Annotated in this window: 11 protein-coding genes; 2 read left to right on the forward strand and 9 right to left on the reverse strand. The window is 64.7% G+C overall.

The annotated features are described in order from the left end of the window. Positions 1-19: 19 nt before the first annotated feature. Positions 20-1,927, reverse strand: coding sequence for a hypothetical protein (locus NH396_RS06500; RefSeq protein WP_253062309.1), 1,908 nt, complete (start codon positions 1,925-1,927; stop codon positions 20-22). A gap of 259 nt (positions 1,928-2,186) precedes the next feature. Between NH396_RS06500 and NH396_RS06505 the strand changes: the two genes are divergently transcribed. Together NH396_RS06505 and NH396_RS06510 are read left to right on the forward strand one after the other, a co-directional pair. Next, the gene (locus NH396_RS06505; RefSeq protein ID WP_253062311.1) at positions 2,187-3,125 is read left to right on the forward strand and encodes a homocysteine S-methyltransferase family protein; all 939 of its coding nucleotides are present in this window, start codon (positions 2,187-2,189) and stop codon (positions 3,123-3,125) included. Positions 3,126-3,216: 91 nt separating this feature from the next. After that, a complete protein-coding gene (locus tag NH396_RS06510) occupies positions 3,217-5,043 on the forward strand; it encodes an SEC-C domain-containing protein (protein ID WP_253062313.1) in 1,827 nt (608 codons plus the stop codon). 190 nt (positions 5,044-5,233) lie between these two features. Here NH396_RS06510 and NH396_RS06515 read toward each other — a convergent pair whose 3' ends face one another. The 8 genes from NH396_RS06515 to NH396_RS06550 form a co-directional block, all read right to left on the reverse strand. Further along, positions 5,234-6,478, reverse strand: coding sequence for a hypothetical protein (locus NH396_RS06515; protein ID WP_253062315.1), 1,245 nt, complete (start codon positions 6,476-6,478; stop codon positions 5,234-5,236). A gap of 88 nt (positions 6,479-6,566) precedes the next feature. Continuing rightward, entirely contained in the window at positions 6,567-8,021 is a 1,455-nt protein-coding gene (locus NH396_RS06520; protein WP_176676333.1) for a WecB/TagA/CpsF family glycosyltransferase, read from the reverse strand. Beyond that, the gene (locus NH396_RS06525) at positions 8,021-9,103 is read right to left on the reverse strand and encodes a glycosyltransferase family 2 protein (protein WP_253062317.1); all 1,083 of its coding nucleotides are present in this window, start codon (positions 9,101-9,103) and stop codon (positions 8,021-8,023) included. Before NH396_RS06525 ends, NH396_RS06520 begins: the two co-directional genes overlap by 1 nt. Next, the gene (locus tag NH396_RS06530; protein ID WP_253062319.1) at positions 9,100-10,488 is read right to left on the reverse strand and encodes an oligosaccharide flippase family protein; all 1,389 of its coding nucleotides are present in this window, start codon (positions 10,486-10,488) and stop codon (positions 9,100-9,102) included. Before NH396_RS06530 ends, NH396_RS06525 begins: the two co-directional genes overlap by 4 nt. Before the next feature lie 148 nt (positions 10,489-10,636). Then, a complete protein-coding gene (locus NH396_RS06535) occupies positions 10,637-12,010 on the reverse strand; it encodes an O-antigen ligase family protein (protein WP_253062322.1) in 1,374 nt (457 codons plus the stop codon). Positions 12,011-12,017: 7 nt separating this feature from the next. After that, the gene (locus NH396_RS06540; RefSeq protein ID WP_253062331.1) at positions 12,018-13,472 is read right to left on the reverse strand and encodes a hypothetical protein; all 1,455 of its coding nucleotides are present in this window, start codon (positions 13,470-13,472) and stop codon (positions 12,018-12,020) included. Between the two features lie 58 nt (positions 13,473-13,530). Further along, a complete protein-coding gene (locus tag NH396_RS06545; protein ID WP_176676337.1) occupies positions 13,531-14,703 on the reverse strand; it encodes a polysaccharide biosynthesis/export family protein in 1,173 nt (390 codons plus the stop codon). Next, entirely contained in the window at positions 14,703-15,062 is a 360-nt protein-coding gene (locus NH396_RS06550) for an STAS domain-containing protein (protein WP_176676338.1), read from the reverse strand. The genes NH396_RS06545 and NH396_RS06550 overlap by 1 nt, the downstream gene beginning before the upstream one ends. Positions 15,063-15,261: the final 199 nt, after the last annotated feature.

The following is a 15,261-nucleotide window of genomic DNA, read 5'->3' on the forward strand; positions in this document are numbered from 1 at the left end:
CGTTGGCCCGAGGCGGGGATCAATCGTCGCCGAGCGCACGACGTGCCTGGACGAGGGCGCGATACCAGTCGCGGTTGGCGGTCTGGATCAGCGGGGGGCGATTGGAGAGATAGCTGACCGGGTGGTGATCGGTGGGCTGATAGTTGCTGAGCATGTTGAGTGTCGCTTCACGGGCGCCGAAGGTGTCGCGCAGGAACTCGATGGCCAGCGGCTCAAGGTCGACACGGTAGTGACGCACCAGCGCGATGGCCAGTGATTCGGCGGTGCGTGACAGGTCATCGTCGATCTCGCGCACCATGGCGCTGCCTAGGGCCGCCTTGGCTGCCGCGGACTGATTGGGCTCCAGCTGGCCGAAATAGGCGGCGTTGGAGCCATTGATGGCGCGCTGCACGGCCGGGCGTGACAGGTGTATGTGGGGCTCCAGCGCGAGGGCGATCTCGACCGCCATCGCCTTGGCCTTGTCGACACCGACGCGCAGCACCGTCTCGCGCGCCTGGTAGGCGATCTCGCTGTCGACGCGCTTGATGCGGCTCTCGTTCAAGTGATCGGCAAGATGCTTGCAGACCTCCGCCTTGGCTTCATCGTCAAGCGCGATGGTCTTTTCCTGGATGCGCAGACCACGACGGCCCGGACCGACCCGCAGGCGGGTGGCGTCATCGGACATCTGCGAGGCGATGTTTTCCCAACGATTGGACATCTTGAGGAAGACGGCGTGGCTGCGACCGACCTGCTCATAGGCATTGGTCACCGTCTTGTAGAGGCGGATGGCGTTGGTGAGGATGTCGGCGCGTGAGCGAAGTGCGGTGCGGTGTTCACGATCGCCCTCATTGACCGCGATCGCCAGATGCGTCACCTGCTCGGCAAGGGCGTCCATCGCCTGGGTGGAGCGTTCCAGCAGTACCTCGGCGCGCAGGCCGGAGGCGGCATCCTCCACCAGAGTGCCGGACTGCTCGGCCAGATAGACCGTCAGTGCCTTGAGGCGTGACAGGCCGGTGGCCTGACGAATGCGGTAACGCGAGCGGGCATGCTCGAGGTTGTCCAGCGCGCGCGCCAGCTTCCAGCGGCCACGGTATTCGAAGGTCAGCAGCGGAATCTTGCGCCCGCTGATCAGCTCGAAGGCCAGAATCAGCATTTCCTCCACGTCCTGCAGGGTCATCAGCAGGTCGTTGTCCTGCTCGATGGCGGCCAGCACACGCTCGATGAAGTTCTCGTCACGCGGCACGCCGCTGTGCAGGTCGGGCGCGCGCCCTTCGAAGCGCTCACGCAGCAGACCGATGGCCTCGGGGGCCAGCTCGGCCAGCTCATTGAACTGGGGCTCGAGCCATTCGCGGTTGAGGCTGTTCATGTCGCGGATACGCGCATGCAGGCCCACGCGACGATAGACGTCGATCTGGCTGATGATGCGTGCGGCATCACGGTCATCGAGCAGCTCCAGCGCCGCCAGCTCGACCCCTTCCGGTGCCAGGTCCTGCTTGCGCAGCAACATGGCCGCCGCTTCACGCCGGCGGGCATCGCCTTCGAGGCTCTCGACGATCAGGTTGCGTGTGGCGAGGATCAGCTCCGGCACGGTGTCGATGACGCGCTCGATCTTGGCTTCGGTACGGTCATAGCGCCGTGAGCTGGTCAGGTTGTGGGCGATGTTGGCCACGATGCCCGCGACACCGGTGATGACGGTGTAGGAGATGAAGAAGATGTAGTTCTCGAAGGTCGGTTCCTTGCCGTAACCGAGCAGATAGCCACCCCAGGCGCCGATCAGCGTCACCGGGCCTGCGGTCCACAGGATCTGCATCAGACTCACCGACCAGGGTACGCGCTCCACGGCCTGGGTAATGCGGCGAATCTCGTCGCGGCCCTCACGCTCCAGACGCACCTGGGGCGCGTCATTTGCAGTGTTGGCTCGGGGACGAAAGAGGCTCGGCAACAGCAAGGCAGGTTTCCTTGATTGAACGGGATGGGGCATCTGGCACGACTGGACTGCCGAGAGGTTCGTGAGCACGAGCCTCGAGCGCAGCAAAGAATGCCGTCAACAGTAGCATTGGGCAGCCTTTTGGCTCCAGTGAGCAAGGGCCGCAAGCGGGGCGGGCGTGGTAGAATTTCGCCCGCCACTGACTGGCCAGCGGGTCTCGCCAGGTCGTCAGGCTCACGCTAGGACATCAAAAAGCTCTGGAGGTTGTGTGGAACGAGTCTTGGAAGCAGGAAAGGGGGCAGGCGACGGGGCTGAAGTCGTGCTGCTGGACGGCGGCATGGGACAGGAACTGGTGCGCCGTAGCGGTCGTGAGCCGACGCCGCTGTGGTCGTCTCAGGTGATGCTGGACCAGCCTGAGCTGGTGCGTGACCTGCACCTGGATTTCATTCGTGCCGGTGCGCGCCTCATCACGCTCAATACCTACACGGCCACCCCGCAGCGTCTGGGCCTGGCGGGTGTCGGTGAGTCCATCGCTGCCATCCATGCTGCCGCTGGCAAGGCCGCGCGGGATGCCATCGCCCTGAGTGGCGAGACGGATGTGCGCGTGGCGGGCTGCCTGCCGCCGCTGGTCGCCACCTATCGCCCCGATGTCGCACCGGATGCCGAGGAATCCCTGGCCAGCTATCGCCGGCTGGTGGAATTGCAGGCGCCGCTGGTCGATGTCCTGCTGTGTGAGGCGCTCTCTTCCTGCGTTGAGGCGCGCGCTGCTGCCACCGCTGCACTCGAGAGCGGCTTGCCGGTGTGGGTCTCGCTGACGGTGAAGGATGATCTGACCGCGACCCTGCGCAGCGGGGAGCCGCTGGCCGACGCGATCAGCATGCTGCAAGCGATGGGCGTGGACGCGATCCTGATCAATTGCAGCGCGCCGGAAGCCATTCAGGGTAGTCTGGAAAATCTGCTGGCCAGCCCGCTGCCGACCGGTGCCTATGCCAACGGCTTCACCTCCATCGCGGCGCTCACCCCCGGCGGCACCGTCAAGGACCTCAAGGCGCGCGAAGACCTGGGGCCGGAGCAATACGCGGCGCATGCGCTGGGGTGGGTCAATGCCGGTATTCGTATCGTCGGCGGTTGCTGTGAGGTGGGCCCCGCGCATATCGCCTGCCTGGCCGAACAGCTCAAGGCCTCAGGTTATCGCTGTGTCAGTCGCTTGAGTGAGTGAACGATGAGGGGCGTGGCCTCCTCATGATAGACTTCGACTCTTGATTCGCAGGCTCCGACGGGGCTGTGAAACGCTTTTCTAGGGAGATGCCATGCTTGCCGAGTGGGTCGAACGGCTCTTGAGTTACGCCAGTGGGGCACTTGATGCCATCCGCGCCGATGAATCCTTTCCTGCCTTCATGCAGTGGGCGCATTCGGAGGGCGTGAACTACAGCGGTGGCGACGAAGCGCTGGCGGTAGCGCTGGCGCCGGTGCTATGGAGCCAGACTCCGCTGGTGCGACTCGACTTCGCGCGCGAGTCGTTGGCACCGCCGGGACGCAACGAGCCTTGCTGGTGTGATTCGGGGCGCAAGTACAAGCAGTGCTGCGACAAGGTGCAGCTGCCGGCGATTCCGGATCATCTGATGTGGATGCTGTCGCTGCGCGAGTTCAAGGGCGAACAGCTCAAGGCGGCGCTGGCCTCCGGTCTCGCGCCGGCGCAGGCGCTGCTCGAGGCGGGGCTGATCAGCGCCGAGAGCGGCAATCGCGGACGGGCCCAGCAGATCATGGAGGCGCTGTTCGATACCAGCGACTGGTCGCGCCTGCCCGAGCAGGCCGAGCCTGGCTTCGAACTGCTGCTGGATCTCTATCAGGAGCGCGGCTTCACCCGCAAGAAGGCGCTGCTGCTCGATGAGGTACTCGAGCGTGGCCCTGCCTTCCTGCGCGGCGTCGCCCTGGAGCATCAGTGTCTGCTACATCTGGACAGCGATGATCTCGGCTCGGCGCGCGCCGCCTTCATTCGTGCCCAGCAGACGCTGCCCGATTCGCCGACGCTTGCGTATATCGAAGCCATGCTGCTGCTGCACGAGGGTCAGCCGGAAGAGGCGCAGGATCGCGCGCGCTTCTGGTGGCGTCGTCTGTCCAAGCAGAAGGACATCGAGCCCGGTCAGCTGGAATTCCTGGCGGATCTGGCCGAAAACCCGCGTGCCACGCTCGCCGAGCAGATGGTCAATTCCGATGAGTCCCTGTCGGATTCACTGGCCGCCCTGCAGGCGTTGTTCGAGGTGATCGAGCATCCGCCGCGTCTGGCGCTGGAAACGCAGGAAGATGGCAGTCTGCTGTTCCGTCAGAATGCGGAGCAGGCCGTGACACTCGGTCTCTGGGAGGCTGTCTTCCCGGCGCGTATCGAGGAAGAGGCGGCACTGGCGCTGGATATCGATCCCTGGGATGCCCAGGACCCCAACGAATGGCTGCAGCAGCTGTGCGCCAGCCCAGAATGGCTGGACGTTCCGGCGGTGTGTCAGGGGCTGATCCTGGCGCTGGCCAGTCGCTTCGGTAGCCTGCCGTGGATGTCGGACACCTTCTTCGTGCCGCTGGCACAGCGCTTCGATCGCTGGCTCGATCAGATCGAACAGGCCGGCGGCCTGCTGCGCTGGGAAGATGGCGACAACGCCCAGTTGCTGCGCTGTGGACTGGGGCTGGTGATCGGCATGGAGCGCGGCGAGCGCGAGCGCTCGCGCCAGCTGGCGGAGCGCCTGCTCAAGCTCGACGAGGAAGACAGCCTCGGCCTGCGTGAGCTGGTACTGGATCAGTTGCTGCGCGAAGGCCGCAACGACGAGGCCGTGACCCTCGCCGAGCATGATATCGAGCGACGTGCCGTCGATGAGGAAATGCCGTTGTTGGGCATCCTGATGGGCCAGGTGCTGGCGCTCTACCGACTGGGGCGCGACAAGGATGCCGAGCAGGCACTCGAGATCGTGCGGGAAGCCAATTCGCATCTGATCAGCCTGCTGCTGGCGGAGCATCCGCGGCCAGTGAGTCTGGCGGTGGAAGCGCCGGAACCCGGCACGCGTGGCGAGGCCTGGCAGTATCGCACCCTGATGCGCGACCAGTGGAAGCGCAGCGAGGGCGCGCTTGCCTGGCTGGCCAAGCATCGCTGAGTCGGTGTCAAAGGCCGCTCATGCTACCTGGCGAGTGATCGCAAGCGCTCGTATGGCAAGTCCTCGTGTGACAAGGCCCCGTATGACGAGGCTCGTATGAAAAAACCCCGTAGTGCCAAGGCACTGCGGGGTTTTTGTGTCTCGTCCTGTAGCGCGAGGCGAGTTCAGGGGGAAGCATGAACGGGCGCGATCACTGCTGCTTGCCTTGCTGGCGCAGACGCCAGGCTTCGCGAAGGGCGCTGCGTAGCCCCGGCGTCTGGCCGACCTGGATGGCCTCCAGCGTCGCGGCGAAGGCGTCCGGTGTGGCGCGCCAATCCGGGGGCTGGATGGCGCCTGCACTGCTGATGCCGACCCTGTCCAGAGGGGGCGGCGAGCGCTCGGGCAGTGCCCCGAACAGCCGCATGCGGCTGTCCTGCACTTGGCGAAGGCGATGGCGAAGCTCCTTGTAGCGTGAGCCGAAGGGGCGTGTGGCCAGGGAAATCAGGGCCGCCAGAATCCGCTCTTGCCATTCAGGGCGTGCCGGGTTGCGGTAGGCGACACCGCGTTGCGAGGCGGCGCCTGCCTGGCGGCGGTCCTTGAACCAGTGCGGGGCCGTCCCGTCGAGTGCCTCGCCCTCGAACAGGATGCCGGCGTTGACCTGCTGGCCACCGTGCACGCGGGTGAAAGGCAGGATGACGCAGTCCTCGAGCATGGCGCCTTCTTCCACGTAGCTGCCCTGTTCCAGGCAGCATTGCCCCTTGAGTAGCACGCCGGGTTCCACATGGGTGGTGATGCCGGCGAAGCCGCCAGTGAGGCGCGATTCATCCAGGCGGGTTGCGCCGGCGGCGTAGTAGACGTGGTGCAGGTCCTGCTCGCCGGGCAATACCCCACGTTCGCCATGCGGTGTCAGGCCTGAGTCAGCGGCATCGAGTGCCTGCATCACCAGGGTGTGATAGTGCGACAGCGAGGCCAGCAGGGCAGGTCCCAGCTGGGGATTGTCACGCAGTTCCGGCCAGTGAAGACGATCGAGCGTCGGGTCTGCCACGCTGGCTGGATGGCAGACCGGCGCGCCCGACGCCATGGCCTGCTCGCTGATCGCGAGGCTGTCATCCTTGAACCATTCTGGCACCAGCAGCACATCGGCACGTAGTACTGGAGCAGGCAGGGCGGCCATGGCGCCGAGCCGCTTGATCTGCTCGCGCGGGTCTCGCTCGCCGGGCATCGGCAGAATGTCGAGATCGATGCCCCAGCGTGAGCCATCGGCGATACGCGCGCGGAACCACTCGGGGTCACGGGCGATGATCAGGCTGATGTGCGTCACGCCTCGTCCGACCAGCAGGTCGAGGTTGCGCTCCAGCACGCTGCGTCCGGCGATCGGCAGCAGGGCCGGCGAGTAACGGCGGTCAATCGGCGCGACTTCCTGGCCGAGACGGTCCGCCAACAGGATCACATGCATTGCACACCTCCTTGGCATGAGTCGTGATATCGGCGCAGCGCTGCACGAAGTAGAAAGGGAGTCCGAAGTAGAAAGGGAGTCTCACGCATCAGTAGGCTCCACGGCTGGTCAGAACGGCAGGAATCGTGCGCAACAGCAGCTTGATGTCTTCCTTTATGCCCTGACGATGCAGGTAGAAGAGATCCAGATGGATCTGTTGCTCGAAGGACAGATCCGAGCGGCCCGACACCTGCCACAGCCCGGTCAGCCCCGGGGTGGCATCGAGACGCATGCGCGCGCGCGCCTCGTAAAGTGCCACCTCGCGGGCGAGGGCGGGCCGCGGCCCGACCAGCGCCATCTCGCCGCGCATCACGTTCCATAGCTGCGGCAGTTCATCGATGGACAGCTTGCGGATCACCCGACCCACCCGCGTGATGCGCGGGTCCTGCTTCATCTTGAACAGCACCCCACCTTCGCTCTCATTGGCGGCTTGCAGTTCGCGCAGACGCTCTTCGGCGTCGATGTACATCGAGCGGAACTTCCACAGCTTGAACGGCTTGCCGTGACGCCCGATACGCTCCTGACCGAACAGCACCGGGCCTGGCGATTCCAGGCGGATGGCCAGCACCGTGCCCAACAGCAGTGGTGACAGCACCAGCAGCACGCCGCTGGCGCCGACGATATCCATGGCGCGGCGTGCGCGCGGGGTCAGCCAGTTGTTCACTCGCCATCGAAAGTGGCGCCAGTTGGAGCGTGACTTCATCCACAGGCCGCGGCCGGGAATCGCCTCTTCTCCATACTTGCGCACGCTCATCAGAAAGCTCGGGTTGCCAAGCACGTAGCGCTTGAACATGCGGCGTGGCTCCATCAGCAATCGCCAGGCCCATTCCATGCCCAGTCTGCGTACGACGTCCGGCGCACGCGGAATGCGCTGGGAGTAGAAGTCGAACAGACCGCCGACGCCCATGACCACCGGCACCTCGAGTCGCTCACGATAGGTCGAGATCCACTTCTCCTGCGTCGGCACCCCCATTGCCACCAGCAACAGGTCAGTGCCCTGATTGATCTGCGCCAGCACGTCGTCGATGCTTTCCGGGCCGATGAAACCGTGATGTACACCACTGATCTCGAGCATCGGCCATCGCTCGCGGAGCTTGTCGGCCATCCTGTCGGCCACGCCCGGGGCGGCGCCGAGAAGGAACAGGCGCTTGTTCTCCGCCACCAGCATGTCGCACAGGTGGGGCAGCAGATCGGTGCCATTGAGGTTGGCTTCGAGCTCCTGGCCGAGCATGCGGCAGGCCATCTTGACGCCGCTGCCATCAGGCAGCAGCAGGTCGCTGTCATGCAGTACCTGCATGTAATAGCGATCGACCTGGGCCACGTTCAGGCAGTGGGCATTGACGAAGTTGACGGTGCGCGGTTCGGGATTGCTGATCCAGTCGCGCAGAAGATTCAGTGCCGTCTCCAGGTCAGTATTGACGAAGGGCACTCCCAGTACACTGACATGTGGCAATGTCTTGACGTGATCAGTAGTGAATAGAGTCTGATCAATGGGTTGGCTCATCATGGCGTCTCCACTTCATGAGCGTCACGCTGTTGATTCGGTCTGACCGACTGCGGGCGCGGCGCATTGTCGATCTTCTTCTTCTGTGCCTTGCCGATGACCCCCTGGGCGAGCCCTTCACAGCGTAGATAGAGGCTTCTGGGCATCACGCGCAGCATCAGGGCGGCCCCTGCCGTGGCAGCGGTGCGCCCGAATTCTGCCTTCCAGATGCCCGGCCATGCCTTGATGGCGCGGCGACAATACTCCCAGGCAGCCTCCCCGTCACGCAGGCGAATCGCTTGGCGCGACAGATAGCGCAGTTGGTAGGCCTGGGCGCGGGGATACCATTGTTCGATGAAGTCAGGCGCGTAGGCGCGCGTCAGCTCGACGATCGCAAGCCAGCTCTGGTACTGGCGTTCCAGTTGTGCCGAAAGCCCGCCTTCATTGAGCCGGTAGTGGGTCAGCGGCTCGGGGATGCCTTCCACCGTGGTGCCGGTCTTGAGGGCAATGCGTGTCCAGCATTCGATGTCTTCGCTTTGGCGCAGGCTCTCATCGAAGTAACAGGGCAGCACGCCACCTCCCTTGACCTCACAGTCGAAGGCGATGGCCTCGAGAATCTCACGGCGGATGACCGGTGCCGAGCCATTGCCCACCGGGTTGCGACAGAACAGCAGCCCCGGCGTGATATCGGTCAGGCTCGGCATCTGGTAGTAGTCCAGCGGTTCGCCGTTGGCATCGACGAAGGCCGAGCGCGAGAAGGACAGACCTACCTCGGGGCGTGACTCGAGGTGCTCGCGGTGACGCGCCAGCTTGGCGGGCTCCCAGATGTCATCGGAGTCCAGGAAGGCCAGATAGCGACCTTGAGCAGCACGCACGCCGGTGTTGCGTGCCCCGGCCAGGCCGCGATTGACCGGATGCGTGATCAGCGTGAGGCGCGGGTCGTCGTAGGCCTCGCAGATCGCCCGGCTGCCATCAGGGGAGCAGTCATCGACGACCAGCAGTTCGAAGTCGCCATCCTCCTGCGCCAGCACGCTGTCGATGGCGGCCGCGACGAAACGTTCGACGTTGTAGATCGGCATGATGACCGAAAAGGTCGGGGTCATGGTCTGGCCTCCTGGACGTCCCTGTCTGGGGAAAGCGATGCGGTGGATGCTGCTGCGTGAGGTGTGTCTGGTGTGTCTAGCGAATCTGGTGGCGGCGCATCTGTCACCCGGCCGTCCTGAGCGAGGATCAGCCGGCGTGTCCACAGATAGCCGGGCAGGGCGGCCAGGCTGATGCCGACCAGAATGCCGGCCGCGACGCCATTGATGCCGAAGGGGACGCCGGCGAACATGCCGGCGCCGAGCATCAGCGTCATGAAGATCTGCAGTTTGAGGTCTGCTCCGGGCATGCCCTGGGCGCGCAGTAACTGGCCGCAACTGTCGAGCAGAATGCGCGGCAGGGCGGAGAGGCAGATCAGGATCAGGATCGGCAGGGCACCACGCTCGACCCAGGCCTCCCCGAACAGGATCGGCACATACCAGGGTGCCAGCAGGCTCTGGGCGATGATGGCGGGCACGGCGACCAGCGCGAACAGACGCATGCCGTGGTGCATGCGTGCCATGCGCTCACGGGAAGTCATGTCACCGCACAGCTGTGGGAAGATGGCGGTGGAGTAGGCGCGCAAGAGGCCAAGGCTGATGCCGAGTCCGGCATTGAAGGCAAAGAAGTAGACGCCGAGCACGTCCATGGCGAACAGGGCGCCGACCAGCAGGTAATCCATTTGCTGACGCAGTACCGAGACCACCTCGACGCCCATCATCGGGCGCGCGAAGCTCATCAGCGGACGCGACCACAGCGTGGAGGGGCGCTCATCGATGCGCCATGACTCGCACCAGCGGTAGGTCAGGGTCCAGATGGGCGTCACGATCAGCTTGGGCAGGATCAAGGCCCAGAACCCGGCACCCATGGCGGCCAGCAGCATCACACCGACGGCCTCGCCGATGCTCTGGCCCATCTCGATGCGCGCCGTGATGTGCAGGCGGTTGCTGCGCAGAATTCGTGCCGCGTTGATGGCGGCGGGGGGCAGCATCGGGAAGATCAGCGCCAGCGCCATCAGCGGCAGGGTCAGGTCGGGAGCGTCATAGAGGTAGGCCAGCAGCGGGGCCAGTGCCATCTGCAGTACCATCAGGCCAAGGCACACCACCCAGTTGAACCAGTAGGCATCGCGACACAGGCGTTCATATCCTTCGCGACCGGCTTGCACCAGGGCGGGTACCACGGCGGCATTGGAGATGGCGTGCATGATCTCGTGCGCGGTGAGCACGATGGCGGCGATACCGAAGGACTCCGGCGCGATCATGCGCGCCGCCACCAGGGTCGCGCCCAATCGCGCGATGCGATGCACCCCTTGCGACATGCCCATCCAGGCCAGATTGCGGATCAGACGGCCATTGCTGCCTTCTCCGCCACCTGACAGGCGTATCTTGAGTCGCGTGAATGCTCCCATTGCCTGGCTCCCTGGCTTCGTCGTGCCCTTTGAAGGCATCTGGTCTTGTCAGTCATGCTTTTGAACGGCTGATGTAGCCACTCTAGCGCAATGTACTGATGAATTGGCGTGATCTGGCGCAGCCTTGTTCCACTATCCCGTGATCAGGCTAGGTTGCCGTGTCGCTGCTGCCGGCATCGGCGGAGGCGGGCGCTGCCCTTGAAAGCGGCTTCTCCACATCCACCGGCCCCATGTTGTAGATATGCCCCTCGCTGGCGGGCAGGCCCGCCAGCTGGTGCGCCTTGCCGATCAGGATCAGCCCCGGCCAGATCAGGTAGGCCAGAATCTCCAGGTTCTCGCCGAAGGAGTAGACGAACAGCAGGCCGACCATGATCAGGCCCAGTTGCACGACAGGGCGGCCGACCACGAAGCGCAGCAGATGCAGCAGGCTGGCCAGCATCGGGATCAGCAGCGCGAAAAGCCCGAAGATGCCCTTGACGAACAGCAGTCCATACCAGCTGTGGTGAGAGCCGATCGGCATGTACTCCACCAGGTGCGGTCCGCGCTCGACGATGCCGTGGCCGAACCAGGGTGCCTCATTGCGCCAGCGATCCACCGCGATACGCCCCAGCGCGGCGCGCACGCGGGTCGAGTCCGCTCGCGAGCCCTTGAAGGCGGCGATGAAGTTGTCGATGGCTTCCAGAATCGGCGCGCCGAGAAAGCCGGCGATCAGGCTCACGCCGGAGAAGCTGAACCAAAGCCACGGCTTGTGCAGGCGCTTGAGCAGGAACATACCGACGCTGATCAATACCAGCGATACCAGTGCCATTCGTGAGCCGGACATCAGGATCATCAACACGCTGCCGCCGATGCCGATCGCCTTCCATATCGGGTGCTTCTCCAGCAGGGCACAGGCGAAATAGATGCTGGCAACAAAGCCCACCGCCGGGGCCCAGGGCGTGAACAGTCGCCAGCGCGGCATGCCGCTGCCGGGATCGATCTCGTAGAGCGAGACGGCGAAGAATTCCGGTCCCGGCCCACCGATGGCCTGCAGTGGCGAGACGAAGGGCACCTGGGGCAGCCCCGCCAGCCAGGCCCCGACGAATACCGGCAGCAACAGCATGGTGTGCAGGCAGACGTGCATGGCCGCGCGAATGATCACCGCCGGGCGGATCGCCAGACAGCCAATGATCGGGAAGACCGCCAGCAACGCCCAGCCCTTGGCCCAACCGATGGAGGACTTGATCAGCTTGCCGGTGCCGAGGTTCTCGATCAGATGGCCGGCCAGCAGCGAGAACTCCATCACGATCATGCCGATGATCCACACCCATAGCGGCCAGGGCAGGCGCGGAAAGTGCTGGCGGCCCTTGAGGTGCAACCAGGCGGCACGCATCACCAATGACCATGCCAGCACCGGTGCCAGCACGTAGAGGCCACCGATCAGGTAGAACAGATAGGTCGCGGTGATCGAGAACCAGATGATGCGCTCTTCCGGGGTCTCGGGGCGGACATCCGCCGCCGGCCCCGCCTTCAGGGAAAACATCGGCGGCTCACACGCTTTGCTGCAGGCGCAGCAGATAGGGTTTCCTGATCCACAGCAGGATCAGGCCGATGATGCTGAAGACGCTCGCGGCCAGCGCGCCGACGATGGCCAGCTTGATGCCCAGCGAATCCGCCTTCTCGGGCAGTGGCGGTGGATCGAGAATCTGCAGCATCGGGTAGCTGGCGAAGGGGTCGATCTGGCCGATGTCAATCTTGGCCAACGCCGTGGTGTATACCGCCGTGGCGACCTGTTGCTCGCGCAGCAGGTCCTGCAGCTGGGCGGCCTTGGCAACACTGTTGTCCAGTCGCTGCTGGCGGGCCGCCAGATTGGCCCGCCCTGTGGCAAGCTCGCTGATCACGCCGCGCCGCTGGGTATCCAGGGTGATCAGCTCGCCGACCAGGGTGTCCTGATTGGCATGGCCGGATGCGGCACGCAGGGCATTCTGGTTGCGCGAGGTCTGGCGGGGCAGCAACTGATGCATGCGTGAGGCCAGCGAGCGCTCGAGGGAATCAAGCCCCGCGGCCAGATTGATGACCTCCGGATTGCGCTCGCCCCATTTGCCACGCGCTTCATCGAGACTGGCCGCCTGCTCCGCGGCTTGAGTCAGCAGCGCCTGATAGCGGGCGTCACGCTGCAGGGCGATCACACCACCGGCCTGGCCGGCATCCAGCCCCAGGCGACTGGACAGGGTGGCGAGCCGGGCATTCAGCGCTGACAGCTCGCCATCACGCGTCTCGAGCGTGTCCTGGAGCGCCTCGACACTCAGCGTCAATTCCTTGAACTGCTCCATGGAGACCAGCCCGGAGGTGGACTGGAAGTCGAGCAGCTTGCGCTGGGTTTCCTTGAGCGTGCGGTCGTAGGTCTCCAGCGAGCGGCGGATGACGGCTTCGCGGCGCGCCTGTTCATCATTGCGCAGCTGTTCGATCACCTCATTGAAGGCATCAATGTGCGCATTGGCGCGAGCAAGTGCGGCCTTGGCGCTCGGCGCGCTGGTCTGGAAGGCGATCAGGGCGGTCTGGTCGGTCAGCTTGATCTTGGGCTTGCCGTAATCGTCGGGATGCATGTCGACCGTGCTTGCGGCACGCTCCAGTACGGCAGGGCTCTCGGCGATGGCGCGATAGTTGACCTTGGGGTCCAGCGAGGAGCTGGAGTAGGAGGAGTTGGCGCTGGTGCTGGCCTGGCCAATGCTCTCGAAGTTCACCGACAGGCCGGAGCCGGTACCCGGCAGGATCATTGTCCAGCTGGTGGTGTAGGTGACAGGTGCCACGGCGATGAAGGCGATGGTCAGACCCCAGATGACACTCAGGATGGCGGTGGCCAGCAGCAGGTAGGCCGCGCGGCGGGTGCGCGGGCGCATGCTGGAGCCACGCGCCGCCCAGCCCAGCAGGACGCCCAGGAGTCGGCGTCCCAGTGAGGGCTTGGCTGCGTCTTGTGGTGTGTCGGGTGAGCGGGACTCTGACATGCGCATCCTTGTCGCGTGGTAGTGATCAGTCGCATTCCATCAACGGACAGGCGATGGGTTACAGCAGAGTGGCCGGCGTCAGCAGGTCAGTCAGCGTGCGGGCGATATCACGGATGTTGGTGACACCGGAGTCATAGCAGCCGACCACATCTTCGGGCATCAGGTAGGGATTGACGCCCACATCCGCCGGATTGGCCAGCAGGGCATCGATACCGCGATCGACCACGACCGGCTGATGCGTCATCGGGTTGGTACTGATCAGCACCGCGCGACGTGAACCGGAGGTCGCCTGGATGCCGCCGACGCAGTTGGCATTGATCACGCCCTGCAGCATGCGCACGCCGTAGGGCACCTGCGAGCGCAACACCGTGTAATTGCTGACGTTGTTGTTGTTGGCAGGGGTGGTCAGGTTGGAGGCATAGATGACGATGCCCGGCGCGGTGAGAGGCGAGGGGCGCATCAGCGCGGCCTGGAAGGCGCCGCTGGAAGGCACGTGGACGCGGTCACCCACACGCAGCCAGGGATTGGCGGCATACTCGCCGTCGATCAGGCCGCGCATGTCGAGAATCTGTGTCTGGCCGTCGCGAATCAGCTCGATATGGCTCAGGTCCGCATCGGGGCGGATGCCGCCGGCCGTGGTCAAGGCCGCCGACAGGCGGCGCTGTTGACTGGCATCGCCGCCGGCGAAATCGCGGCGCACCATGCGCTCTTCGGGCAGGCGGGTATTGATGACCGCCTCGCCCGGGAAGAACACCGCGCCGGACACCGCGACGGCCAGCGGCGCCCATTCCTCGAGCCGGATGCTGACATGCGCCAGCCCCGGGCGAATCAGCTCTTCCTGCACCAGACGCCGAGTGATCTCATCCGCCAGGGTGTCGATGGTCCTGTTGGAGGCCTCGACCGGCGAGAGCCACGGCAGGCGCAGGCGTCCGTCATGATCCACCTCGTAGCTGCCATCGAAGAGTTCGCTGCCGGCGACCCTGACGCTCAGTCGGTCCCCTGCCGCCAACCGCTGGTCATCGCCCGCGGGCAGTTGCATGAAGCGATCATCGGCATGAGGAGCAGGCAGTTCCAGCGGCCAGTGGGTCGCCTGTTGCCAGTGATCTTCGGCGGGAGTGTCGTCCAGCATGATCGGCGTACAGCCGCCCATCAGGCCGGCCGTGACCGCGACGCCCAGCAGGCGTCGAAGAGAGCGGAAAAGGGAGCTGGGCCGAGTCAGATCGCGTTTCATCAGGCTACCTCACGAGAAGGCCCTGTCCGCGTGTCGCCGCTCGACTCCAGCAGCGGGTCGCGCTGATAGTAGATATCGAAGAGCTCGAACAGGCGCACGCGCTCCAGCTCTGTCTGCATGACCGGCGAGGGTTCAACCACCACCAGCGCCGCCGGGGACAGCGCATCATGCAGACTGACCAGCACCGAGAGCCCATCGGCATCAATGGCCTCGACATGGCTGAGGTCCACCGCCAGCGTGCCAGTGTGCTCAGGAATCATCGCCAGCATCTCCTGGCGGAAATAGCGCGCGAGCTCGCCTGTCAGCTGGGCAGGCGGCGTGATCAAGATGCCTTCGTGAATCCGGGTGGTGATGGGCATGACGGGCTCCCTGTGCTTGATGTCACCGCCTGGTCCCAGCTGGGCCTGCGGTGCAGCTTGTTATCTTTATGCACTATGCCGCATAAGCATCGTTTACCTGCTGTTACAGTGTCAACGACGCCGGCTGACTTGCCTCATTCTTTCTTGCTGGGTTTCGTGGTTCTGCCTTGGTGTTTTCGGGCTCTCCTGCTGTTTTCGG

The organism is Cobetia sp. Dlab-2-AX, assembly GCF_024124625.1.
Lineage (GTDB): Bacteria > Pseudomonadota > Gammaproteobacteria > Pseudomonadales > Halomonadaceae > Cobetia.

Bases quoted from the DNA above. Each gene is read 5' to 3' on its own strand.
- NH396_RS06510 (WP_253062313.1), top strand. From the start codon at position 3,217: ATGCTTGCCGAGTGGGTCGAACGGCTCTTGAGTTACGCCAGTGGGGCA.
- NH396_RS06525 (WP_253062317.1), bottom strand. From the start codon at position 9,103: ATGACCCCGACCTTTTCGGTCATCATGCCGATCTACAACGTCGAACGT.
- NH396_RS06515 (WP_253062315.1), bottom strand. From the start codon at position 6,478: ATGCATGTGATCCTGTTGGCGGACCGTCTCGGCCAGGAAGTCGCGCCG.
- NH396_RS06545 (WP_176676337.1), bottom strand. From the start codon at position 14,703: ATGAAACGCGATCTGACTCGGCCCAGCTCCCTTTTCCGCTCTCTTCGA.
- NH396_RS06540 (WP_253062331.1), bottom strand. From the start codon at position 13,472: ATGTCAGAGTCCCGCTCACCCGACACACCACAAGACGCAGCCAAGCCC.
- NH396_RS06520 (WP_176676333.1), bottom strand. From the start codon at position 8,021: ATGAGCCAACCCATTGATCAGACTCTATTCACTACTGATCACGTCAAG.
- NH396_RS06530 (WP_253062319.1), bottom strand. From the start codon at position 10,488: ATGGGAGCATTCACGCGACTCAAGATACGCCTGTCAGGTGGCGGAGAA.
- NH396_RS06535 (WP_253062322.1), bottom strand. From the start codon at position 12,010: ATGTTTTCCCTGAAGGCGGGGCCGGCGGCGGATGTCCGCCCCGAGACC.
- NH396_RS06550 (WP_176676338.1), bottom strand. From the start codon at position 15,062: ATGCCCATCACCACCCGGATTCACGAAGGCATCTTGATCACGCCGCCT.